This window comes from Gordonia amicalis, assembly GCF_022059885.1.
Classification (GTDB): Bacteria; Actinomycetota; Actinomycetes; order Mycobacteriales; family Mycobacteriaceae; genus Gordonia; species Gordonia amicalis.
On sequence record NZ_CP091855.1, the window covers coordinates 4,333,416 to 4,356,099 of the forward strand.

General features: G+C 68.3%; 20 protein-coding genes. 8 read left to right on the forward strand and 12 right to left on the reverse strand.

From position 1 onward, the window contains the following. The first annotated feature begins 5 nt into the window (after positions 1-5). Positions 6-1,094: a DNA polymerase III subunit beta family protein gene (locus tag IHQ52_RS19935; protein WP_040004684.1), complete on the forward strand. Its 1,089-nt coding sequence runs from the start codon at positions 6-8 to the stop codon at positions 1,092-1,094. 76 nt (positions 1,095-1,170) lie between these two features. Here IHQ52_RS19935 and eccB read toward each other — a convergent pair whose 3' ends face one another. Further along, positions 1,171-2,649: a type VII secretion protein EccB gene (gene eccB / locus IHQ52_RS19940; protein WP_238063815.1), complete on the reverse strand. Its 1,479-nt coding sequence runs from the start codon at positions 2,647-2,649 to the stop codon at positions 1,171-1,173. A gap of 201 nt (positions 2,650-2,850) precedes the next feature. Here eccB and eccE point away from each other — a divergent pair, with 201 nt between their 5' ends. Beyond that, positions 2,851-4,584 carry a type VII secretion protein EccE gene (eccE, locus tag IHQ52_RS19945; RefSeq protein ID WP_182155232.1) on the forward strand — a complete coding sequence of 578 codons (1,734 nt, stop codon included), beginning with the start codon at positions 2,851-2,853 and terminating at the stop codon, positions 4,582-4,584. A 31-nt stretch (positions 4,585-4,615) separates the two neighbouring features. Here eccE and manA read toward each other — a convergent pair whose 3' ends face one another. From manA to IHQ52_RS19960, 3 genes are all read right to left on the reverse strand, one after another. Beyond that, a complete protein-coding gene (gene manA / locus IHQ52_RS19950) occupies positions 4,616-5,911 on the reverse strand; it encodes a mannose-6-phosphate isomerase, class I (protein ID WP_238063817.1) in 1,296 nt (431 codons plus the stop codon). Continuing rightward, positions 5,908-7,056 (reverse strand): hypothetical protein, encoded by a 1,149-nt coding sequence (locus tag IHQ52_RS19955; RefSeq protein ID WP_006436014.1) that lies wholly within the window; start codon positions 7,054-7,056, stop codon positions 5,908-5,910. The genes manA and IHQ52_RS19955 overlap by 4 nt, the downstream gene beginning before the upstream one ends. Before the next feature lie 170 nt (positions 7,057-7,226). After that, positions 7,227-7,787, reverse strand: a complete 561-nt coding sequence (locus IHQ52_RS19960) for a DUF3499 domain-containing protein (RefSeq protein WP_174324715.1) — start codon at positions 7,785-7,787, stop codon at positions 7,227-7,229. A gap of 103 nt (positions 7,788-7,890) precedes the next feature. On the opposite strand from IHQ52_RS19960, the gene IHQ52_RS19965 reads away from it, so the two are divergent. Continuing rightward, positions 7,891-8,412, forward strand: coding sequence for a metallopeptidase family protein (locus tag IHQ52_RS19965; RefSeq protein ID WP_006436012.1), 522 nt, complete (start codon positions 7,891-7,893; stop codon positions 8,410-8,412). Between the two features lie 96 nt (positions 8,413-8,508). Here the strand turns inward: IHQ52_RS19965 and IHQ52_RS19970 are convergent, their stop codons facing one another. Beyond that, positions 8,509-8,772: a WhiB family transcriptional regulator gene (locus IHQ52_RS19970; RefSeq protein ID WP_232513138.1), complete on the reverse strand. Its 264-nt coding sequence runs from the start codon at positions 8,770-8,772 to the stop codon at positions 8,509-8,511. 716 nt (positions 8,773-9,488) lie between these two features. Between IHQ52_RS19970 and cofD the strand changes: the two genes are divergently transcribed. The 4 genes from cofD (at position 9,489) to IHQ52_RS19990 (ending at position 14,313) form a co-directional block, all read left to right on the forward strand. Beyond that, the gene (gene cofD / locus IHQ52_RS19975) at positions 9,489-10,523 is read left to right on the forward strand and encodes a 2-phospho-L-lactate transferase (RefSeq protein ID WP_024500581.1); all 1,035 of its coding nucleotides are present in this window, start codon (positions 9,489-9,491) and stop codon (positions 10,521-10,523) included. Then, positions 10,520-11,869 (forward strand): coenzyme F420-0:L-glutamate ligase, encoded by a 1,350-nt coding sequence (locus IHQ52_RS19980; RefSeq protein ID WP_024500582.1) that lies wholly within the window; start codon positions 10,520-10,522, stop codon positions 11,867-11,869. The genes cofD and IHQ52_RS19980 overlap by 4 nt, the downstream gene beginning before the upstream one ends. Beyond that, positions 11,866-12,450: an NUDIX hydrolase gene (locus IHQ52_RS19985; RefSeq protein WP_024500583.1), complete on the forward strand. Its 585-nt coding sequence runs from the start codon at positions 11,866-11,868 to the stop codon at positions 12,448-12,450. Before IHQ52_RS19980 ends, IHQ52_RS19985 begins: the two co-directional genes overlap by 4 nt. Before the next feature lie 477 nt (positions 12,451-12,927). Further along, positions 12,928-14,313 carry an IS1380 family transposase gene (locus IHQ52_RS19990; protein ID WP_024498686.1) on the forward strand — a complete coding sequence of 462 codons (1,386 nt, stop codon included), beginning with the start codon at positions 12,928-12,930 and terminating at the stop codon, positions 14,311-14,313. 272 nt (positions 14,314-14,585) lie between these two features. Here IHQ52_RS19990 and glgC read toward each other — a convergent pair whose 3' ends face one another. Then, complete coding sequence (gene glgC / locus IHQ52_RS19995; RefSeq protein WP_006436007.1) at positions 14,586-15,800, reverse strand: glucose-1-phosphate adenylyltransferase; 1,215 nt, start codon at positions 15,798-15,800, stop codon at positions 14,586-14,588. A 113-nt stretch (positions 15,801-15,913) separates the two neighbouring features. On the opposite strand from glgC, the gene glgA reads away from it, so the two are divergent. Next, on the forward strand, positions 15,914-17,080 hold the full coding sequence (glgA, locus tag IHQ52_RS20000) for a glycogen synthase (RefSeq protein WP_220455547.1): 1,167 nt from the start codon (positions 15,914-15,916) through the stop codon (positions 17,078-17,080). A gap of 24 nt (positions 17,081-17,104) precedes the next feature. Here the strand turns inward: glgA and IHQ52_RS20005 are convergent, their stop codons facing one another. The 6 genes from IHQ52_RS20005 to IHQ52_RS20030 form a co-directional block, all read right to left on the reverse strand. Further along, a complete protein-coding gene (locus IHQ52_RS20005; RefSeq protein WP_182154703.1) occupies positions 17,105-18,007 on the reverse strand; it encodes a putative RNA methyltransferase in 903 nt (300 codons plus the stop codon). A 41-nt stretch (positions 18,008-18,048) separates the two neighbouring features. After that, on the reverse strand, positions 18,049-18,216 hold the full coding sequence (locus IHQ52_RS20010) for a DUF3117 domain-containing protein (RefSeq protein ID WP_004019232.1): 168 nt from the start codon (positions 18,214-18,216) through the stop codon (positions 18,049-18,051). 102 nt (positions 18,217-18,318) lie between these two features. Beyond that, positions 18,319-18,765 (reverse strand): DivIVA domain-containing protein, encoded by a 447-nt coding sequence (locus tag IHQ52_RS20015; protein ID WP_006436004.1) that lies wholly within the window; start codon positions 18,763-18,765, stop codon positions 18,319-18,321. Positions 18,766-18,904: 139 nt separating this feature from the next. Further along, entirely contained in the window at positions 18,905-19,918 is a 1,014-nt protein-coding gene (locus tag IHQ52_RS20020; protein WP_006436003.1) for a glucosyl-3-phosphoglycerate synthase, read from the reverse strand. Next, complete coding sequence (gene folP / locus IHQ52_RS20025) at positions 19,915-20,796, reverse strand: dihydropteroate synthase (RefSeq protein ID WP_238063819.1); 882 nt, start codon at positions 20,794-20,796, stop codon at positions 19,915-19,917. The genes IHQ52_RS20020 and folP overlap by 4 nt, the downstream gene beginning before the upstream one ends. Beyond that, complete coding sequence (locus tag IHQ52_RS20030; protein ID WP_006436001.1) at positions 20,793-22,625, reverse strand: long-chain-acyl-CoA synthetase; 1,833 nt, start codon at positions 22,623-22,625, stop codon at positions 20,793-20,795. Before IHQ52_RS20030 ends, folP begins: the two co-directional genes overlap by 4 nt. Positions 22,626-22,684 lie beyond the last annotated feature (59 nt).

Sequence of the window (22,684 nt, forward strand, 5' to 3'; positions counted from 1 at the left end):
TGACGGTGACCAATCCCGAGTTGATGCCGATCGGTTCATTCGCACAGAGATGCGGGCTGACCGCCAGCGCCCTCCGTTTCTACGACGACGCCGGGCTGTTGCCACCGGCTCAGATAACACCGACCACGGGGTATCGGCTCTACGGCGAAGACCAGCTCCGCCGCGCGGTCCTGCTTCGCCGGTTACGCGAGATCGGTATGTCGCTCGCGGCGGTCGGCAAGGCACTCGACGCCGACCCGGTCGAAGCGATCCGTCTCGTGGACGAACACGTGGACATCGTCGTCGACGATGCCGCGGCTGCTCGGCGACAAGCACTCCAGATCAAGGACACCCTCCTCGCCCGGTCCGTCGAGCCGGTCGCGGCACTCAGCGGTCCGGTGTTGGCAGCGGCGATCGGGCAGGTCGTCACCGCGGCCACCGCCGACCCGGACATCGCGGTGCTCGGCGGGGTGCGCTTCGAAGCCGGCCCGGACGGTCTGACCGTCACCGCCACCGACCGTTACCGCCTGGCCACCCGCACCGTCGTACCGACCGGTTCCCGACCGACGACCTGGGCCGAAACGGTCGACGGCGGCGATCTGCGCAGGGCCCTCGCCGACCTCCGGCGTAGCCCGCGAGTCGAGATCGAGGCCAACGAGAACGAGATGTGGCTGCGACTCACCGGCCGTGGCGACCGGTCCTGCCGCTTGCTCGCCGAACCCTTCCCCGACCATCGCGCCATGCTGGACGCGCTCCCGCCGGTGACGACTCGCGCCGCGATACCCACCACGGCGTTCCTGAACGCGCTCGAGGAACGGAACGCGGATCAGATCGGCATGGTCGTCGAGCAGTCGACGGTGACGCTGCGGGATCTGGAGTCGGAAAACGACATTCGGATACCGGCGACGGTGTGGGGTCCATCGCTCGACATCTGGTTCGAGATGATCACACTGTATCCCGGGATCAGCTCCGCGATCGGTGCCGAGGTACTCATCGACTTCCGAGGCGACACTCAGCCCGCCACCATCCGTTCCGCGGACCGTGGTGATCTCACCACTCTGGTGATGCCGACCGTGCCGCCCGAGGTCGGACAACCGCCGGCCAGAGACCGCTGAACGGCCTCCCGCGACAACACAACCGCGCAGGTGAGCGCGGCCGTCGACCACCGCGACACGACCGCAGGCGTGTCGACTATCCCCCGGCCGGCGCGATCTCGGCCGTCTTCAATCCGTCGTGAGCGACCAGCGCGGCCTCCCGGGAGAGCGTCGGACCGGGCGCGAGCAGTGACACCACCGACCACGGTGCACGCGCCGGCGAGTCACCGAGCCCGAGGATCCCGCCGGTCTCGAGGTCGGGAATCCCGAACCGTACACCCGAATCGTTCACGTAGAACATCGATTCGGTGCGGGCACTGTCGGCCTCGTTACCGGTCACCTGCAGATACTCCCCCGACCCAGGCGGCAGATAGACCTCGTCGAGACCGGGTCCGGCACCGTCGGCCGAGGTGAGCCGGACCGGCACCGCATCGGACGCGAGCGGAAGGGCACGCCCGGCCAGCAACGCGGTCTCGGCCCGAGGCTCGTCGGTTTCACGAGACCAGCTGCGGCACAGCGTCGGATCGGCAGCGAGACCGAGCAACGACGGGTCGGCCTGCGGGAAGTCGCCGATCGGCAACTCCTCCACCACCTTCAGCGTCGCGAGCTCGCCGGGCGCCACCGTTCTGACGGGAGCGGCGCCGTCGCGGTCGGCCAGACGCAGGATCTCGGCCGTCGGGGCACTGATCTCCTGGACACCGCCGCGGAGCACGACGTGAAAGGTCGTCTCGTCGTCGACGCCGACCGACTTCACGACCGAGCCGACGGTCGCCGAGTCCACCGCGCCCGGCTGTCCGGCGCCCGGAATGGCGGGCAGCGTCAGCGGATCGACCAGCGGGAAGCTGTTGAGCAGGCCGGGGGTCATCCGCCGCGGCGTCACTCCGTCGAGTCCGAGACCCCGCATGACCGGGGCGCTGCCGGTGTCGACCTCCGCGCGAACCGGGCTCCATGCGCCGTCCCGGAACAACTGATAGACCAGGAAAGTGTCGTCGCCGGCACGGACGAGCACCGCGTCGGCCGGGCGCGCGGTCTCGACGGTCGACGAACCCAACGCGGGCTTCTCGCCGATGACCGTCTGCCGGATCGACTCGCTCGACGAATCCGACGCGACGGTCGACGAATCGCACACCGTCCACATGGAGGTGCCCTTGTGCGCCGAACCCGGCAGGGACGCGGGTGCACCCGGGATACCCAGCAGAGGGCCACGCGGATAGGACTTGAGTTTGGTGTCCGCCACCGACGTCGGCTTCTCGGAACTCCCGGTGATCAGCCGGGCCGAGGCGAGATTGAGCACGGGGTGCAGCGTGTCCTCGACGAGGACATGGGTGCTTCCGCTGTTCTTGCTGACGATGATGGTCGCGTCCCCGACCGAACCCTGCGGCCGGACGAGGCCGTACACCCCGCAACCGCCGAGAACGAGCAGGCCCAGAATCGTGCCGACCACCAACGCCTGCAACTGGGATCGCATCGGGTCGTGCAGCATTCGCACATCACGGCGCACGAGCGCGTGCTCGAGCCGCTTGATCAGGAAACGATAGCCGTTGACCTGCGCCTTGGTCGTGAGCTGACGTGCCACGACTCCCCCTGTCCGCACCGATCCCACCCACCCGCGAACGGGCGCCGCTGTGGACCGGTTGTGATCTCCCGCGGCATACCCCCTGCCGCGCGGTAGTAGCCTAACCGACAATCAGGCCCCTCACGTGCGGGGCTCTGCCGCCTGTGGACACACCGACGGGCGGCGCCGCATTCGGGGCGGCACCGGGATCGAGGGGGGATCGTGGATCGGAACACGCGTGCGACGGGGCTTCGCACACTCCTGGTGATCGAGGTGATCGTGGCTCTCGGCCTCGTCGTGTGGGCGTTGTCCGGCAGCGTGTGGGGTTCGGCGGCCCTGATCGTGGCCGTGGTGGTCGCAGCCGGACTGGTCAGCGTGGGCGGCCGGTCTCTGTTCGGGCGGGTGGGCGCACGGATGTCGTTCTCCTGGTTGCGGATGCGCCGGAGCCCCGCCGACCTCAACCCGGCCCCCTTCGACGTCCCGCTGTCCGGGTCGTCGACTCGCCCATCAGCACGCCGCTCGTCGGCACCCACGACCATCGGCGCCCGCTGGGTGGGCGACACCCTGGTCACCGTGGTCCGGGTCGACCCCGGCGGTCCCGGGGTCACCTACCTGACCCCCGGCAACAGCACGCTCGCCGACGAGACGGGCCAACTGGTTCCGCTCGACGTCCTCGCCGAATGCATCGACCGCTACGACATCGCGCTCAGTTCCATCGAGGTCATCAGTCACGGTGTGCGCGTGTGGGGTTCCGGTGTGGCACCAGCGACCTATGACCGCACCCTCGGACCGCTGTCGGCGACCGCCCAGCGCTCGGTGTTCGTCGTGCTCCGGCTCGACCCGCTCGAGTGCCCCGACGCCGTGGCGCGGCGCGGCGGCGGCGCGACCGGTGCCCTGCGCACCGCGACGGTCACCACGCGCCGCGTCGCCAAACGCCTTGCCGAGCACGGACTGACCACCACCATCCTGTCCGCCGCTCAGATCACCTCCGTCACCACCCAGCTGACCGAGGGAGCCGGCATCGACTCCCTGGTCGAGGAGTGGGAATCGGTCGGGGTGTCGGGGCTCCGCATCCGCAGTGCCGCAGTCGATCCGGAAGCGCTGCCCGCCGTCGTCCGCGACGTCTGGGTCAACTCGGCCGTCTCGACGACACTCACCATCCGACTCCGGCACATCGCCGCCGACCGCCGCCACCGCAATGGACGACGGGAGGTCGAGGTGTCCGCGTTCGTCCGGTTCAACGAGTTCCCGGATGCGCGCCGGTCGGTGCCGTCGTGGCCGGCCGGTCTGCAACCACTCGACGGACGCCAGTTCGACGCCCTCGCGGTCAGCCTTCCGATCGCGACGCCCACCCGCCTCGACCGGGCCCTGCCGACCCTCACCGGCGACGCGGCCCAGGCTTTCCTGGGATCGGTTCGCCTCCCCGCCGGAGGATGCGGTCAGCTCATCGGAGCCGACCACGCGGGCCGCGCCGTCGCCACCCGACTCGTCGGCCCCGGCATCGCCGCCGTCTCCGTTGCCGCCGGAATCCACGTCGTCGCGCAGATGGCGCTGCGCGCGGTCGCCGTGGGTGCCTCGGTCCGGGTCCACACCGACCGCCCGCATCGCTGGACGCCATTGGTCACCGCGGTCGCCGACCCGAGCGCACTGTCACTGGCCGGCGACCGCACACCGGCCCGCCCGGGACCGGCGCTCGTCATCGTCGACGGCGTCAGTCCTCCATCCCCACAACCGGATACGACGCGGATGATCGTGTCCGCACCCGGCGTCGACGACCCGGCCGGCGGGCACACCGTCGCCCTGATGCAGAATCCGCGTGCGCCACAGGACCTCTCACTCGACACCGGCGGAGAACCGATCCTGGTGACGATGGTCGCGACCCCGGACGAGTGGAACCTGATCGGCGGCTACCCCGAACCCGCGGCACAGACACCCGCCGGACCCGTTCGGCGCTAGCCCGTATCACTCACCGGCGGTCACCGCGGTATCACTCAGCGGCTGTCGCCGCGGCCGGCGCGGACGCGGGCACCCCGTCGGCAGCCGACACCGCGACCGGCACGAGCGCCCGGTAGAACACCGCGCGCGCCGAGGCGGCCCGCACGATCACATCCGGGTCGTCGTCGGTGATCCACAGGGCACGACCGGACTGCACTGTCAGCGGCGCGCCATCTGCGGGACGAACCTCGACCGCACCACTGAGCACCGCGAGGATCTGAGGTCCCGGCATGTCAAAACAGATCGACGACGAATGATGCAACCCGGTGCCGTCCAGCTCGATTCGGGACAGCCGGAACTCTGGCGCGGGGGTGAGGTACACGCGTTCGGCGCCGATCATGCGCACCGGCGGTGCCAGCTGGGCGGAGTCGACCGGGGTGAAATCGAGGACGCGCAACAGCTCGGGCACATCGATGTGCTTGGGCGTGAGGCCGCCGCGCAAGACGTTGTCGGAGTTGGCCATGATCTCCACGCCGGTGCCACGGAGGTACGCGTGCAGATTGCCGGCCGGCAGGTACAGACCCTGCCCCGGCTCGAGGTGCACGTGATTGAGCAGCAACGAGGCGAGCACACCGGGATCGTTCGGATAGTCCTCACCGAGTTCACACACCGTGCGCAGTTCGGCGGCGAACTCCGTGCGTCCCGCGCTCAGCACCTCGATCGCGCCGTGCAGTACCGCGGGCACGAGCTGACGTATCAGCGACTCCGGCAGTGTCAACCAGGTGGTGAACACCGCCCGGAGCCCCTCTGAATCAGGTTGCCCGACAAGCATTCCCAGATAATGGTCGAGTTCGCTGACCTGAAGTTCGCGAAGCAGGGCGATGGTCTTGTGCGGATCGCGGAAACCGGCCAGCGCATCGAAGGGCGTGGTGGCGACCATCAGCTCCGGCTTGTGCCACGGATCGCGGTAGTTGCGGTCGCGGGCGTCGATGGCGAGGCCACGCGCGTTCTCCCGTTCGAACCCCTCTCGCGCCTGTTCCGCGGAGGGGTGCGCCTGCAGCGACAACGCCTCTTCGGCGGCGAGGACTTTCAGCAGGAACGGGAGCCGATTGCCGAACTCGGCCGCACTGGCCGTGCCGAGTGTCGCCAGCGGATCGGCGTCGATCACCTCGACGAGGTCCTGCTCGGGACCGGAGGGGTCGACACATCGCGCCGAACCCGCCGGGTGCGAGCCGAACCACAGCTCGGCTTCCGGATGGGCGGACGGGACAGGCCTACCCTGAATAGACGCGATGGCCGTCCGTGAACCCCACGCATAGGGGCGCACCACTCCGTCGAGAATCCTCATTGCACCGTGTTCCCAATCAGGCGGAGATACACCGCCGCCATCTCGACCCGCAACGCCACGACCAAAAAACCGAGAACGTCCCCCGGGCCGTCGGCCACCGGGTCCTCACCCGGTGCCGGACGCCGGTCGTCCCACGGTTGGCCGCCACCCGGCGGCACCCCGGCTGCCTCGTCGGCACCGACAACCAGATCGACGTCGCCCAGTCCCATCACTCGCTGCCGGGTGTACCACTCGCGTCGGGGGGTCGACACCACCATGATGCGGGGAGCCGGCTCCTGTGCCGGACCGTCGAACTCCGGGTCGTAGAAGATCGAGTCGGCGGCCGGCGCTCCGCCCGGCCGCGACTCCAGGAGCCGGGACATCCTCGCCACGTCGCCGAGTTCGGCGACTGCGCTGATGATCCCGGCGAACCCGACGAAGCTGGAGGCGGCATGAGCGGCCAGTACCGAACCCGCCGACGAATCCGACGTCCAGACGGCGGGACGGCCCTGCACGCGGACCGCCAGCGACTTGGCGCGATTGTGGAAGGTCTCGCGGGAAGGATGCGATCCGGAGGCCTCGGCGTCGAGCGCGTCGGCCAGGTCGTCGAGGACGGGCGTCGGGCCGGTGACACGGACCTGCGTCAGTGCGCCGAACACCGCCAGCAGTGCCGCGACGAAACCGACGAAACGGAAGCGTGGTTCGACGTCGAACCGCGGAGAGAGGTCGATCCCGTTGCCGCCCAGGGCATCCCGCAGGGGGCCGGCGATCGGCGCGGCCACGACCACCTCCGCCCGACGACGCTGGGCGCGCGCGGCGGCATCCGCCAGCGCCATGTCGCCGGCATCCTCGCCGGCCACGATCACGACGTCGAGAGGACCGACCCAGCCCGGCAGGACGGGACCGCTCACGACCGGTACGTCGACACGCGCTGCGAGGGTGGCGACACCCAGCTCGGCCGCGCGATGCGAGACCTCACTGGAACCGTGGACGACCACGACGCTGCGTGGCCGGAGATCCGCGAGAGGGGCGAGGACACCCTCGCGGACGGCCTCGGCGGTGGCACGGACCTGCGCTCCGGCGAGCGCGACGGCCCGCAGCAGTCCGTCGACGTCCGCGGAGAACAACTCCTCGGCATCGTCAAGGTCGGGTGTACCGGTACGCATGGAACCAGCGTAGCCAGGTGCGGGGACACACGCCCGGGTACGCGACACAGTCACCCGATCGATCCTCGGACCGGGTTCGGGCGGGAGGCCGGGTCCGGGCCGGAGCACGAATGATCCGCGGCCCCCGACGGCGACAACGGGTTCCACGCCCCCCGCGTGGTGGTGTCCGCTCAGTCGACCGGATCCGGGAGTACGCGGAGATGACCGCGGCGGCCTGGCCGTGGCCGCGTCTGGTGGCGCGGCACTCCCGGGACGGCCGGCGGCTGCGACGGCGAGTCGACCGGCCCGGCGCGATGGCGGCCGCTCCGGCGATCCGCGAGGGCGGCCTCGTAGGCGGCATCGGCCGCACGTGCCTCGTCCCGTGCCCGCGAGTCGAAGGCGTCCAGGGAGTCCACCGGCATCCGGTCCGGACCACGGCCGAGGGACCCGCGATCGACGAAGCCCGGGCGCGCACCACCGGCGACGGCGCCGGCCTCACGGACGGCCTCGGCGAGGGCGGTCAGTTCGTGGTCCTCGGCAGGTACCGAGAATCCCCGCTCACTGCGCAGCATCTCCCACCCCCGCGGCACGGTGATCCGCCGGGCGTGGTCGTCGCACAGATCCCAGGAATGCGGCTCCTCCGAGGTCGCCAGCGGACCGATCACCGCAGTCGATTCGGCGTAGACGAAGGTCAGGGTAGCCACCGCGGATCGGGCGCAGCCGGGTCGGCAGCACAGACGGGGAAGCTTCACGTGACGAGATTAGCCCGCCCCGTCCGCAACCACAGATTCGACACGCTCACAACGGGCCGAGGCGGGGGCGACACGAGCCACTGCCACCTCTTAGACTCGCGCCATGCGCATCCACCCGAAGCCGACGCAGCGCGGCTCATACGGCCAGCCGGGACTTCGTCGGGGCCGACGACGGGTCGGACGGTACCGAGACCGGCGAGGGCGCGGCCTGCGTTCCCCGCTGCTGCCGCAGAACGTCCCCGCCTACAACACCCGATCCGATGAGTTCGACGCCGTCGCGCTGGAGGCCTTCGCCGAGATCGACGCGCAGTGGCACGATCAGCTCTCCGGACTCGACATCGCCGTCGACGAGATCCCGCGACTGCTCCCCAGAGATCCCGAGACCGTCGAGTGGCCCGACGAGGTGACCGCCGACGGCGCGGTTCCGCTCGCACGCCTGATCCCGGCGGGGATGGACGTCCACGGGGTTCCGACGCGGGCTCAGATCATCCTGTTCCGCCGGCCGCTGGAGTCCCGCGCGAAGAAGGGCACGGATCTTCTCGAGTTGGTCCACGAGGTTCTCGTCCAGCAGGTCGCGACCCACCTGGGCGTCGACGAAGACACGATCGACCGCGGACCTGAGTGATCCGCGGTCGATGATCGCGTTCGACGATGACCGTCGAGCGTCCAGCTGTCGCTGGGGTATTCGTGTGTTCTGACGACGCCGTTCCGGCGACGTCGGTCAGATGATGCCGCGCTTGATGCGACGGCGCTCGCGCTCCGACAGCCCGCCCCAGATACCGAAGCGTTCGTCGTTGTGGAGCGCATACTCCAGGCATTCCGCCTTGACCTCGCAGCCCTGGCAGATGCGTTTGGCCTCACGTGTCGATCCACCCTTTTCCGGGAAGAACGCCTCGGGATCGGTCTGCGCACACAGTGCGCGGTCCTGCCACTGCTCCTCGACCGCGTCGAACAGGTCGTCGAAGTCGTTGGGCACCAGGGCCAGATGACGACGACCCGCCGACTCGTCCGCGTCGGCACCGGCGAGACCGGTTGCGTCGGCGGCGAATTCGACTGAGGCCGCACGCGCGGTGCCGCCGATCATCGAATCGTCAACGGGGCCAAGGGTTCGGAATTCTGGGGTACCGATCTCCGGGGCGGATGTCATCACGGGAGACTCTGCGATGAACTGCGGGCGATCATGTGGTTCAAGCGGATTGCCGATCGGGTTGTTCAAAGCCATCGTCGGCGCCTCCTAGCTCGGGATGTTGGTCGTAATCTGTCCTTTGCGAACACGACGTGCTGCCGTACCCACCACTGCTGCCACACCACTTGTACTCCGGGTGCGCGAACTCCCTGCATCCGTTGTACACAGCGCCCGAGCGACGGCACTCGATGCCGGCACCGACCCTCTGCCGAGTTCGAACACATGATCGAATCCCTTGGAGGCCAGTAGTTCTCGACTTCGAATGTTCTCGATCTCAAACTCGGAATGACACTGATGTGATTAGACACGCCGAGGGCGGTCCCGGTCAAGTTGAATCGAAGAATTCCCTTTACCATCGCGTGCCGACAAATCTGTGACTCGACACGACGATGACGCGAAGGCGAAGCGAAGATCACACTCACGAGCCCTCCTCCCAGCCCGCCGGACGGGCATGACAGCGGCGTACGAACCCTCGCGGCCGACCACTAGAGTGGCGGTGTGAAGGAGTACCTGCTGTGAAGGTGACCGTACTCGTCGGCGGCGTGGGGGGTGCCCGTTTCCTCCTCGGACTGCGCGAATTGCTGGGTGTCACCCCGTTCCCGCCGCATCCGGACGACCCCACTCTCGGTGTCGGCGAACATCAGATCACCGCGATCGTGAACGTCGGCGACGACGCGTGGATGCACGGCGTGCGCATCTGCCCCGACCTCGACACGTGCATGTACACCCTGGGCGGTGGCATCGACCCCGAACGTGGGTGGGGCCGGCGCGGTGAAACCTGGCACGCGAAAGAGGAACTCGCCGCCTACGGGGCGGACCCGGACTGGTTCGGCCTCGGCGACCGTGATCTCGCCACCCATCTGATCCGCACCCAGATGCTCGACGCCGGGTACCGGTTGTCCGATGTGACCGCCGCCCTGAGCCGCCGATGGAACCCGGGGGTGCGCCTGCTGCCGGTGACCGACGACCGGCACGAGACCCACGTGGTGATCGCGAAACCGGACGGCGACGAGGGCGAGCGGGTCGCGATCCACTTCCAGGAATGGTGGGTGCGCCACCGGGCGCAGGTCCCGACCTTCGGCTTCGCGCAGGTGGGCTCGGACGACACCACGCCCGCACCCGGTGTCCTCGACGCGATCGCCGACGCCGACGTCATCGTGCTCGCGCCGTCGAATCCGGTGGTGAGCATCGGTGCGATCGTGAGTGTTCCGGGAATGCGCAGCGCACTGCGGACCACGACGGCCCCGGTGGTCGGCGTCTCCCCGGTCATCGACAACCGACCGCTGCGCGGTATGGCCGACGAATGCCTGTCGGTGATCGGCGTGGAATCGTCGGCCGAGGCCATCGCCGCCCATTACGGGGCCCGCAGCGGCAACGGCATCCTCGACGGCTGGCTGATCGCCGAGGGCGACCACGCACGCGTCGACGGCATCTCGATCGGTTCGGCCCCGCTGCTGATGACCGACCCGCAGGCCACCGCGCAGATGATCCGTGCGGCCTGCGCGCTCGTCGACGTGGCGCTGCCGGACCAGAACGTGGGCACCGCGTGAGCGAGCTCGCCGATCATCGCGCCCCGGACGGCCTGGAGATCCGGCCCGTCACCGGGCTCCCCGAATTCACCGACGAATCCGACGTCGCCGCCGAGGTCCTCGCCGCCGCACCGTGGCTGGAATCCGGCGATGTCCTGGTGGTGACGAGCAAGATCATCTCCAAGGCCGAGGGCCGCATGGTCGACGCACCCGCCGACCCGGAGGAACGTGATGCGCTGCGGCGCAAGCTCGTCGAGGCCGAGTCGGTGCGCGTGCTCGCCCGCAAGAACCGCACGCTCATCACCGAGAGCCGTCTGGGTCTGGTCCAGGCCGCAGCCGGGATCGACGGTTCCAACGTGCGCTCCGACCAGCTGGCCCTGCTCCCCGAGGATCCGGACGGCAGCGCGGCACGGTTGCGGGCCGCCATCGCCGAGCGAACGGGCCTCGAGGTCGCGGTGATCATCACCGACACGATGGGCCGTGCGTGGCGCACCGGGCAGACCGATGTCGCGATCGGCTCGGCGGGCATCGCCGTCACCCACCCGTATGACGGTGGCACCGACGACTACGGGAATCCGTTGGTGGTGACCGACATCGCGGTCGCCGACGAACTGGCCGCGGCCGCCGACCTGGTCAAGGGCAAGCTCGCGGCTGTCCCGGTGGCCGTCGTCCGCGGGTTCGCACCCGTCGACAACGGTTCGACCGCCGCCGATCTGATCCGGCCCGCCGAAGAGGACCTGTTCCGGCTCGGCACGGAGGAGGCCATCGCCCTGGGGCGGCGTCAGGCCATCCGCACACGACGTTCGGTGCGCGCCTTCGACGACCGACCGGTCGATCCCGACGACATGCGGACCGCACTCGGGGAAGCCCTGACGGCGCCCGCGCCCCACCACACCCATCCGGTGCGGTTCGTGTGGGTGCGGTCGGTCGAGCGGCGTCGTGCGTTGCTCGATGCGATGAACGCCGAATGGCGCGCCGACCTCGAATCCGATGCCAAGACACCCGAATCGATCGAGAAGCGGCTCCGTCGCGGTCGGATTCTGTACGACGCACCCGAGTTGGTGATCCCGTTCCTGGTGCCCGACGGTGTGCACGAGTACCCCGACGAGCGACGCAACGCGGCCGAGCACACCATGTTCACGGTGGCCGCGGGCGGCGCCGTGGCGAGCCTGCTCATCGCGCTGTCGGTCCGCGGGATCGGCAGCTGCTGGGTCGGATCGACGATCTTCGCCGCGCCGACGGTGCGACGCGTCCTCGAACTCGACTCGTCGTGGGAGCCGTTGGGCGCCGTCGCCATCGGGCACCCGCTCGAGGCCGCCCCGCTGCGCGACGCCGCGCCGACCGACGAGTGGGTGGTCGAGCTGTGACCGCGGAGTCGCTGCACGCCTCGGCGGTCGAGGCCCTGACCGCCTGGCAGGCGCCGGACTCGGCGCAGGACAGCCTGCGGCACGCCTACCTCGCGTTTCTCGCCGCCACTCCCGACGCCTGCCTGCGCGCCTGTGCGGCAGGTCATCTCACCGGTTCGGCCATCGTCTTCGACGCCGATCGAAGCCATGTGCTGCTGACTCTGCATCCGCGCGTGGGCAGGTGGATTCAGCTCGGCGGACACTGTGAGCCGACCGACGAGACCTTGGCCGGCGCCGCATTGCGGGAAGCCCGTGAAGAATCCGGCATCCCGGGTCTCGACCTCGATCGCGTCGGCGGCAGTGGTGGCATCGTGCACCTGCACACCCACCCGATCACCTGCTCACTCGGCGTGCCGACCAGGCATCTCGACGTGCGCTACCGGGTGGTCGCCGCCCCGACTGCCGACGGCAGCCTCCCGGCGTTCGAACGCAGTGAGGAATCGGTGGACCTGCAGTGGTGGCCGATCGACGATCTGCCGGCGGACACCGACGCCGACATCCCGGAGCTCATCCGGGCCGCGCTAGCCACGAAGACCTGGTGAGTCGACCTCGCAAGCCCTTCGTGACGCGTCCTCCGCAAGCTCCGGACGCTCCTCAGGGAGCGGGGGTTCTGCGTCCTCCGCAAGCTCCGGACGCTCCTCAGGGAGCGGGGGTCCGCAAGCTCCGAAATTCTCGTCCCCCTGAGATGGCTCCGAGGGCAGATTGCCCTTGGACACCGCTGAGCGGGACGAGTTTTCGAACCTCAGGCGAGATCGGCGGGCAATCGACGAGGACGGTCAGCAATGGGTATCGCTTGGCGATACCTAGTGCAGAGCGTGGACCGCAGCAGCGGGTGACCTCGATACGCGGCGCCCTCACTGCGCTCGGTCGTCGCCCCTGCTGCCTGAGCCTGGATGCACCGATTTGGGGTGAGGTTTCTGGTGTTTGATGGGGTGTTGAGAAGCGAGATGCCTTGCTGCAGTGCAAGAATGGGACTTGTCTAAGGAACACATTCAGGCACGAAGAAAGGCATCTCGCAGATGCGATTCTCTCATACCAACCCGGTAGCAGCAGCCTCGTTCGACGACCCGAACCTGATCGCCGCAGCGGGGGTCGTGCCGGTGATGGGCTTGGCCACCTCGTGCAGCTTGGCCGACCTGGCCGACGAGTGGCTCACGATCCCCACCGACAAAGGCGCCCACCCAGGAGCGAAGGTATCGGCGCTGGTCACCGGCATGGTCATGGGTGCGGACAGCATCGCCGACATGGGTGTGCTGCGTCACGGAGCGATGGGTACCCTGTTCGACCGCACCTACGCACCGTCCACGCTGGGATCGTTTCTGCGGATGTTCACCTACGGCCACACCCGCCAACTCGACGCAGTCGCCACCCGGTTTCTCGGCGAACTGACACGACAGACCAGCCTGCTCGGTGATCTCAGTAATCCCAGCGCCTCGGTGATGCTCGACATCGATGACACTGTCATCGAGGTCCACGGCTATGGCAAACAGGGCGCGCAGGTCGGTTACACCGGCACCCGCGGACTCAACGTGTTGCTGACCACGCTCACCGCCCCAGGACGGGCCCCGGTGATCTGTGGGCAGCGCCTACGCCGCGGTGCTCGCGGTTCCTCGCACGGCGCAGCGTCAATGATCACCTCAGCACTGAAGACGCTCACCCGTCTGAGGCCCACCACCACTGCACCACCAGTGCTGGTGCGTGCCGATTCCGCGTTCTACTCCTACGACATGGTCCGCGCCTGCCTGGCCCACGGTGCGCACGTCTCGATCACCCTGCGGCGCCAACCCGACGTCCTGCGCGCCATCGCCAACATCGACGCCACCGCCTGGACACCGATCACCTACACCCGCCCGGTCTATGACCCCGACACCCACACCGTGGTCCACCGCGCCCAGGTCGCGGCCACCCCGTTCACCGCATTCACCGGCAACATGAGCGGCAAGAAGCCAGTGCCTGGTCACCTGATCGTGCGGCGAGTACCCGACGAACAAAGCACCCAGACCGGCGAGTTGTTCCCGATCTGGCGCTACCACGCGTTTTTCACCAGCCAACCCGACCCCGATCCGGTCACCGCCGACGCCATCCACCGCGGACACGCCATCATCGAAAACGTCCACGCCGACCTCAAAAACGGGCCCCTGGCCCACCTGCCCTCGGCACAGTTCGCCGCGAACAACGCCTGGCTGACCTGCGCAGTCATCGCGTTCAACCTCTCCCGCGCCGCGGGATGTGTGGCCGGGATGACCACCGCCACCACCGCCACCGTGCGCCGCACCCTGATCAGCATCGCCGCCCGCATCTCCCGCTCAGCACGCCGCGTGACCTTGCACCTACCCCGCGACTGGCCCTGGCAACCGTACTGGCAGAACCTCTTCGACCACACCCACCATCGAAAACCCGCGTAAACCCCTACCAACCCCGCCCACCCCCGGGCCCAACCAGGACACCCAGTGAAACAAGCCGACATTCCGAGATCGGCAGACCACCCACGCCCACATACCACCACCCCCAAAACCGCACGCCCACAACACCCTCCACCACCACCGGCACACCACATCGGTGCATCCAGGCTGAGGTGCGAGGAGCGCAAGCGACGAGCCACGAAGGCCTGGTGAGTCGACCTCACCGGCGCTTCGTGGCTCGCTCCGGACGCTCGTCAGGGAGCAGAAGTTCGGCGCTAGACCCGAATCCCCTTGCCGACGGTCACCACGCCACCGGCGCTGACGGAGAAGCGTTCCCGATCGGAGTCGGGGTCGACGCCGAGTTGCTCACCGTCGCCGACGACGACGTTCTTGTCCAGGATCGCCCGGCGGACGACGGCGCCCTTGCCGACGCGTACGCCCGGCATGAGGACACTGCCCTCGACGATTGCACCGTCCTCGACGATGACGTTCGACGACAGCACCGAATTGCGTACGGTCCCAGCCGAGATGATGCAGCCCGAGCCGACCACCGAGTCCTCGGCCACTCCCCCTTGGACGAATTTGGCCGGCGGCAGGTTGTGCGTCTCACCGCGGATCGGCCAGCGACCATTGTAGAGGTTGAAGATCGGGTGCACCGACACGAGGTCCATGTGTGCCTCGTAGAACGCGTCGAGGGTCCCCACGTCGCGCCAGTAGCCCTTGTCGCGCTCCGTCGCCCCGGGTACCTCGTTGTCCTTGAAGTCGTAGACGTAGGCCGTGTCGCGCTCAACGAACGCCGGGATGATGTCGCCGCCCATGTCGTGGTCGGAGTCGGAGTCGGCGGCGTCGGCGCGCAAGGCTTCGACGAGTGCCTCGGTGGTGAACACGTAGTTGCCCATCGAGGCGAAGGTCGAGTCCGGATCATCCGGTGTCCCGGGCGGGTCCGCGGGTTTCTCGAGAAAACGCGTGATCCTGCCGGACGCGTCGGAGTCGATGCACCCGAAGGCGAACGCCTCGGCGCGCGGTACGCGGATGCCGGCGACGGTGACGTCGGCGCCCGATTCGATGTGCGCATCGACCATCTGCGACGGGTCCATGCGGTACACGTGATCGGCACCGAAGACCACGATGTACTCTGGTTGTTCGTCGGTGATGAGGTTCATCGACTGGAAGATGGCGTCGGCGCTGCCGGTGTACCAGCGCGGTCCGAGTCGCTGCTGGGCCGGCACCGGGGTGATGTATTCGCCGTGGAAACCCGACGTCCACCACGTCTGCGAGATGTGCCGGTCCAGCGAATGCGACTTGTATTGTGTCAGCACGCAAATGCGCTCGTATCCGGCGTTGACCAGGTTCGACAGCACGAAGTCGATCAGCCGGTAGGCACCTCCGAAGGGCACCGCGGGCTTGGCCCGGTCGACTGTCAGCGGATAAAGGCGCTTGCCTTCGCCGCCGGCGAGGACGATGCCGAGGACGTGCGGCTGTGATCTCACTCCCCCAACTTAACCGCGATCGGGAGCCTCGGCCAGACGACGGCGCCATCGGATTCGTGGTCGTGTTCGCACAGCGATGGCGAACTGCCCGCGATGCCACTAGCGTCGTCGGTATGAGGGTGGCGATGATGACACGGGAGTACCCGCCCGAGGTGTACGGCGGCGCCGGTGTACACGTCACCGAATTGGTCCGCCATCTACGCGATCTCGCGACCGTGGACGTGCACTGCATGGGTGCCGAACGGGAGACCGCAGCGGTCTATTCACCCGATCCGGGTCTGGCCGGTGCGAATGCGGCGATCACGACACTCTCGGCCGATCTGCGGATGGCCGTCGGCGCCGAGGGCGCCGACGTCGTGCACTCCCACACCTGGTACACCGGACTCGCCGGCCACGTCGCCGGGCAGCTGTACGGCGTCCCGCACATCCTCACGGCGCATTCGCTCGAACCGTCGCGGCCGTGGAAGGCCGAACAACTCGGGGGCGGCTATCGCGTGTCGAGCTGGGTCGAGCGCAACGCAGTCGAATACGCGGATGCGGTGATCGCGGTGAGTTCCGGAATGCGCAACGACGTCTGCAACACCTACCCTCGACTGGATCCCGAACGTGTCCACGTGGTGCGCAACGGCATCGACACCGGCCAGTGGTATCCGGTCGACGATCCGTTCGGGCCGGAGTCGACGCTGACCGCGCTCGGCATCGATCCCGACCGCCCGATCGTCGCCTTCGTCGGACGTATCACCAGGCAGAAGGGCGTCGCCCATCTGGTTTCGGCCGCACACCGGTTCGCTCCCGACATCCAGCTCATGCTCTGTGCCGGAGCACCGGACACCCCGGAGATCGGCGCCGAGATCGAGGCGGCGGTCGGTGAACTGTCGGCCTCACGACCGGGTGTGCACTGGGTTCGGGAGATGCTGCCGCTTCCCCGCATCCGCGAGATCCTCACCGCCGCATCGGTCTTCGTGTGCCCGTCGGTGTATGAACCGCTGGGCATCGTGAACCTGGAGGCCATGGCCTGCGCGACCGCCGTGGTGGCGTCGGAGGTCGGTGGCATCCCGGAGGTCGTGCGCGATCACGTCACCGGCCGTCTGGTGCCCTACGACCCGGTCGATCCGCAAACCTTCGAACACGATCTCGCCCAGACGGTCAACGCGGTCGTCGGCGATCCCGCCGGGGCGGCGGCGATGGGAGTGGCCGGCCGCGAACGGGCCGAGGCCGAGTTCTCCTGGGCGACGATTGCCGAACAGACTCTCGGGGTATACCGGTCCGTACTGCGCTGACCGAGCATCTCCGTCCAGCGGGGGTCAGCCCTGCGGGGTCGGGCGGCAGACCGTGACGACCACCGACAGTGTCACATCGACGACGCCTTTCCCCACGAATGCGTCTGCACGTGAGCGGATGTCGGCGTCGTCGGCATGGAAGGCCGACGGGCCCATCGCAACCAGGTCGCCCACGGTCTGGGCGTCGAGTTCGGTGACGGAACGGATCGCCGACGAATCGAGGATCTCGTAGCCGTCGGCGAATGTGGCCTGGAGCCGTTCGGATTTGCCGGAGTCGACGCGCAGCATCCGCATGGGTTCGATGATCTCGGCGAGGTGGTCGGCGGCCGGACTGACGACGACGAGTCCACCGTCGGGTTGCAGTACCCGCGCGAATTCGGCCACGTTGCGGGGTGCGAACACCGAGAGCGCAACAGTCACAGCGTCATCGGCGACCGGGAGGCCACGCCAGATGTCGGCGACGATCGCCGCATGGCGTGGGGTGCCGCGGGAGATGGCCCGCGCGCAGAATTTGGAGAGATCGATGCCGAGCCCGCGGGCCGCGACGGACGGCGAGGCGTCGGCGAGTGCGGAGACCGCGGCGCGAAGGTAGTGGCCGCCACCGGCTCCCGCATCGAGTACGACGGGTTTGTCGACGCCGGCACCCAATTCGCGCGTTCGGTCCGCCACCGCGTCGAGGACCGGAGCGAAGAACCCGGCGTCGTGCACCCGCGCGCGGGCCGCGACCATGGCGGCGGTGTCGGCGCGCAACGATCCCGAACGTCCGTCGAGCAGTGAGACATAACCCTGCTTGGCGACGTCGAAGGAGTGACCGTCACCGCAGCGGAGTGTCCCTCCACGCGGCGACGGCCCAGACCCGGCTACAGCCGGGGAAGTCTCGTCGTGTCCGGTCCCCGGGAGACCGGTCTCGAATGGCCCGGCACACACCGGGCATCGAAGCAACTCGACGACGTCGGCGAGATCTCCGTTCAGCCGGTGACCCCGCGGAGTTCTTCACCCAGTGCGGCGGCTTCGTCGGCGGTCAGCTCGACGACGAGGCGACCTCCGCCCTCGATCGGAATCCGGACAACGATTCCACGCCCTTCCTTGGCCGCTTCGAGGGGGCCGTCCCCAGTACGTGGCTTCATTGCCGCCATTCTCAAGCTCCCTTCACAGTGTCCCTGCTTTGAACATGATACGTGTCGTCGTCTCAATCGAATGCGAGTGCGCGACACAAGCGCTGTTCCGGCGTGATCCGGTCATCGGTCGGAGGGTACCGACGGACCTTCTTCGCGGGATGCGGGATTGGGGGTCGGGTCGTCGTAAACCGTCCGCTCCCGGCCGTTCTCGGAGCCGGTGGTGTCGCCCGTTCCGGTCTCGGGAACGCCTGCGGAGCCGTGGATCACACCTGTCCCGGACTCGCGCTCCCGGAGACGTGTGATGACCGACCGGAGGTCGTCGACCTCTCGTGCGAGACGCGCCAGCGCCCAATCGACCTCGGACTGCTTGTAGCCTCGCAACGTCTGCGCGAACCGCAGCGCCCGGACGTCGTCGCCACTTATCCCGACCGTCGGCAGACGGGTGAGTGTGGTTTCGGGTTCGACCGGCGGCAGGTCCTCCCCGCGCCCGAAGACGAACCACACGACGGCGAACACTGCCCCGGCGACGAGCGCCATGATCAGCAGGTACAGCAGCAGGGTCTGCATACATTCCATCCTGACAGACCGTCGTCCCGCGGCCCCGCCGGCACCTGGCCGCCTCCGTCCGGCCCACACAAGCATCCGGCGACACCGCGTCACGCCGAGGGCATGTCACGGTGTCGCCGGAGTCGGGTGGATCGGCCCGCTAGGAGGCCATCACCTTGGAGCCCATCGAGCGGAGGGTGTTCATCGGCGGACGGTCCTCGAGGTAGACCTCGGTGGTGTGCGGCGTGAACGAGCCGTCGGGCTCGGCGGTGAACTGCGTCAGCCCGACGCCGGAGTCCTCGATGCCGCACCGGCGCATGAGCGTGCCCACGATCTGACGGCTCATCACGCCGAGCTCGATCAGCGGACGATTGCGGTGGGTGCGGACGCCGAGGTTCACCTGGCCGATCCCCGCGAGGCCGTAGCGGTCGTAGGTGTCGATGAGGAGTCCGATCTCGACGCCGTAGCCGGGCGCGAACGGCACCGACGACAACATCTCGCGGGTTCCGGCGTATTCGCCGCCAAGCGGTTGCAGGACCGCGGTGAGGTCGGGCTTCTGCGAGGCCAGCAGCGGCCGGGCGACGAGTTCGGTGACTCGACCGCCGCCGTTGGCGTCCTGGGTGCCGCCGGTACGCAGCGGACGGCGGTAGTACCCCTTGACGAGGTGGATCTCGGGATTCACCAGAAGCGGGCCGAGCATCTTCGGCACGAACATCGGATCCGGATCGATCAGGTCGGAGTCGACGAAGGCGATGATGTCGCCGGTGGTCGCGGCGATCGAGCGCCACAGCACCTCCCCCTTGCCCTTGACGGGTTCGAGTTCCGGAACCGCCTCCTCGCGGGTGATGACCTGCGCCCCGGCGGCCAGTGCACGTTCGGCGGTGGCGTCGGTGGAGCCCGAGTCCAGGACGATCAGTTCGTCGACGAGCGTGCCGTACAGCGGCATGATCGTGGCGATCACGTCGGCGACGGTCTCTTCCTCGTTCAGGGCAGGCAGAACCACCGAGACGGTGCGTCCGCCCTTGGCGGCGACGAGTTCCTCGATGGTCCACTTCGGCTGTTCCCAGGTGTGGGTCGTCGACCACTGCCGCTCGGCCGCGAGCGACTCGGCCGGCGTCGGCCACACGGCGGCCTTGTCACGACTGATGGGGTTACGTCGCTTCTGCTTGGTCATGCAAGTCCCCTGACTGTTCGGGCGGGCGGTCTCGTTCCCGCGATGGCAGCGACCATGTCGACCACGCGACGGGTGGCGGCGACCTCGTGTACGCGAAAAATCCGGGCGCCGTCGGCGGCTGCCAGACTCGTCGCGGCGAGAGTTCCCTCCAACCGTTGCTCTAGATCTGTACCCAGAGTCTCCCCCACAAAATCCTTGTTGCTCAGCGCCATCAGGACCGGCCAGCCCGTATTAACAAGATCTTTCACATGGCGTAACAGAGCAAGCCCGTGGTGAGTGTTCTTGCCAAAATCATGCGTCGGGTCGATAACGATCGCATCTCGATGCACGCCCGCTGCCAGCGCCCGCTCCGCCGCACCGGTCACCTCGGCGAGCACGTCGGCGACCACGGCGTCGACGGAGTCGCCGTAGGCGACACGGTGCGGCCGGGTCCGCACGACAGCACCACCGGTGTGGGAACAGACGATCCCGGCTCCCCGTTCCGCCGCCACCGCGACGACCTCGGGGTCGTAGCCGGCCCAGGTGTCGTTGACGAGATCGGCGCCCGCCGCACACGCCTGGTCGGCGACCTCGCTGCGCCAGGTGTCGACGCTGATCAGCACGTCGGGATGGCGCTCACGGATCCACGCGATCATCGGGACCACGCGGGCAGCTTCGGTGGTCGCGTCGACCTCTTCGCCCGGCCCTGCCTTCACGCCTCCGACATCGATGATGTCGGCCCCCTCGGCGACCACCTGGTCGACGCGTCGCTGCGCGGCCGTGTCGTCGAAGCTGGCGCCACGGTCGTAGAAGGAGTCGGGCGTGCGGTTGACGATCGCCATGACCAACGCGCGGTCGGTGGCCACCGGACGACCGCACAGGGTCGGCGAAACGGTCATCCCTTGGGAACCTTGGCGGCCGCCACCTCGTCGGCGTAGTCCTCGTAGTACTCCACGTAACCCTTCTCCTTGCCGAGCAGGACATAGACCTGTCCGCCATCGGCATCGGCCTCCGCGTAGCCCTCCTTGCGGAGCTCGACCTTGCGGTTCTTGAAGGTGGAGGTCCGCTCGAAGTCGTCGACGATCCGCACGAACAGCGGGACCGCATACGACGGCAGCTCCTCGTAGAGGTGTTCGGCGAGACGCTTGGGGTCGAGGTCGGCGCCCTCGCGCAGCTTGATGGCCACCATCCCCGCGCGACCGTCGGTGCCGGGCACCTCGACACCGTAGACCACCGACTGGGCGACCGCGTCGTAGGAGTCGACCGCACCCTCGACCTCGGTGGTGGCCACGTTCTCACCCTTCCAGCGGAACGTGTCGCCGAGCCGGTCGACGAAGGAGATGTGCGCGAAGCCCTGGTCGCGGACGAGGTCACCCGAGTTGAAGTACGCGTCGCCCTTCTTGAAGGCGTCCCGAACGATCTTCTTCTCGGTCTCCTCTTCGTCGGTGTAGCCGTCGATCGGTACCCGGTCGGAGATCTGCGCGAGCAGCAGACCGGTGCCGCCCTTGCCCACCTCGGTGAGCCGCCCGTCGTCGTTGCGCTTGGGGTTGCCCTCATCGTCGTACTCGACGATCTTGTACGGCAACGGGCAGAACCCGGCCGTCTTGTCGACGGTGAAGGCGTTGACGAAGGCCAGGTTGAGCTCGCTGGCGCCGTAGAACTCGACGACGCGGTCCACACCGAACCGCTCGCGGAACTCGTCCCAGATGTCGGGCCGCATCCCGTTGCCGACCACGGTGTGAACCGAGTGCTGCCGGTCGGTGGGCTTCTCCGGCTGCGCCAGCAGATAGCGACACAACTCGCCGATGTAGCAGAAGGCGGTGGCGCGGTTGAGGATCACGTCGTCCCAGAACTTCGACGCCGAGAACGAGCGGCCGATCGCGATGCACGCACCCGATGCGAGCACCGACGACAGCGACACCGACAAGGCGTTGTTGTGATAGAGCGGCAGCGGCACGTACATGGTGTCGCTGTGGCGCAGTCGGACCGCGAGACCACCGATGCCGGAGAGGCTCGCCAGCCAGCGGTTGTGGCTCATCACGCTGGCCTTGGGCATTCCGGTGGTCCCCGAGGTGAAGATGTAAAAGGCCTTGGTCGACGCCGGCAGCTGCGCGGTGATCTCCGGGTCCGAGTCCGGCTTGCCCTCCGCGGCCGCGTCGAACCGGGCGAAGTCGTAGACGTGTTCGGGCAGCGCCGATTTCGGGATCGACTCGAAGGCCTCGGCACAGTCCGGATCGTGGACGAGCACCTTGGCGTCCAGCAACCCGACCGAGTGTTCGAGGACGTGACCGCGCTGGTTGTAGTTCAGCATCCCGGCGATCGCGCCGAGTTTCACCGTCGCCAACATCAGCAACAGATCGGTGGCGTTGTTCTTGGACAGCAGCGCCACCACATCACCCTTGCCGACGCCCGCCTCGGAAAGGACTGCGGCGTAACGGTTCACACGGCGATTGGCTTCGCCGTAGGTGGTCGTGCGTCCCTCGAAGCGGACGAACGGGCGGTCCGGATGCGCAGCCGCGTGCTTCTGGAACACCGATCCGATGGTCTTCTTGGCCTCCGGTGGCCGACGGATCAGGCCGGGTGCGTGCTTGATCATCCCGCTCGCGTGGGGCGCCATCTTCACCACTCCGCGGAGGAGATCCGCGACCCCGACGGTCTTGACCGCATCCTTGGTCGAACCGTTGGTCGTGTCGTTCTGGACGTCCTTGCGCTGGGTGTCTGGGGACATGTGGGCTCCGCTCTCCGCTGGGCGTCGTGAGTGCCCCGCGCACTCACCGGGCTACCTTA

What these genes read in the sequence shown, in the direction of transcription:
- IHQ52_RS19990 (WP_024498686.1), top strand. Translation starts at nt 12,928, where the DNA reads ATGCGATTCTCTCATACCAACCCGGTAGCAGCAGCCTCGTTCGACGAC.
- IHQ52_RS20015 (WP_006436004.1), bottom strand. Translation starts at nt 18,765, where the DNA reads ATGCAGACCCTGCTGCTGTACCTGCTGATCATGGCGCTCGTCGCCGGG.
- IHQ52_RS19965 (WP_006436012.1), top strand. Translation starts at nt 7,891, where the DNA reads ATGCGCATCCACCCGAAGCCGACGCAGCGCGGCTCATACGGCCAGCCG.
- IHQ52_RS20010 (WP_004019232.1), bottom strand. Translation starts at nt 18,216, where the DNA reads ATGGCGGCAATGAAGCCACGTACTGGGGACGGCCCCCTCGAAGCGGCC.
- glgA (WP_220455547.1), top strand. Translation starts at nt 15,914, where the DNA reads ATGAGGGTGGCGATGATGACACGGGAGTACCCGCCCGAGGTGTACGGC.
- folP (WP_238063819.1), bottom strand. Translation starts at nt 20,796, where the DNA reads ATGACCGTTTCGCCGACCCTGTGCGGTCGTCCGGTGGCCACCGACCGC.
- IHQ52_RS20030 (WP_006436001.1), bottom strand. Translation starts at nt 22,625, where the DNA reads ATGTCCCCAGACACCCAGCGCAAGGACGTCCAGAACGACACGACCAAC.
- IHQ52_RS20020 (WP_006436003.1), bottom strand. Translation starts at nt 19,918, where the DNA reads ATGACCAAGCAGAAGCGACGTAACCCCATCAGTCGTGACAAGGCCGCC.
- manA (WP_238063817.1), bottom strand. Translation starts at nt 5,911, where the DNA reads ATGAGGATTCTCGACGGAGTGGTGCGCCCCTATGCGTGGGGTTCACGG.
- IHQ52_RS19955 (WP_006436014.1), bottom strand. Translation starts at nt 7,056, where the DNA reads ATGCGTACCGGTACACCCGACCTTGACGATGCCGAGGAGTTGTTCTCC.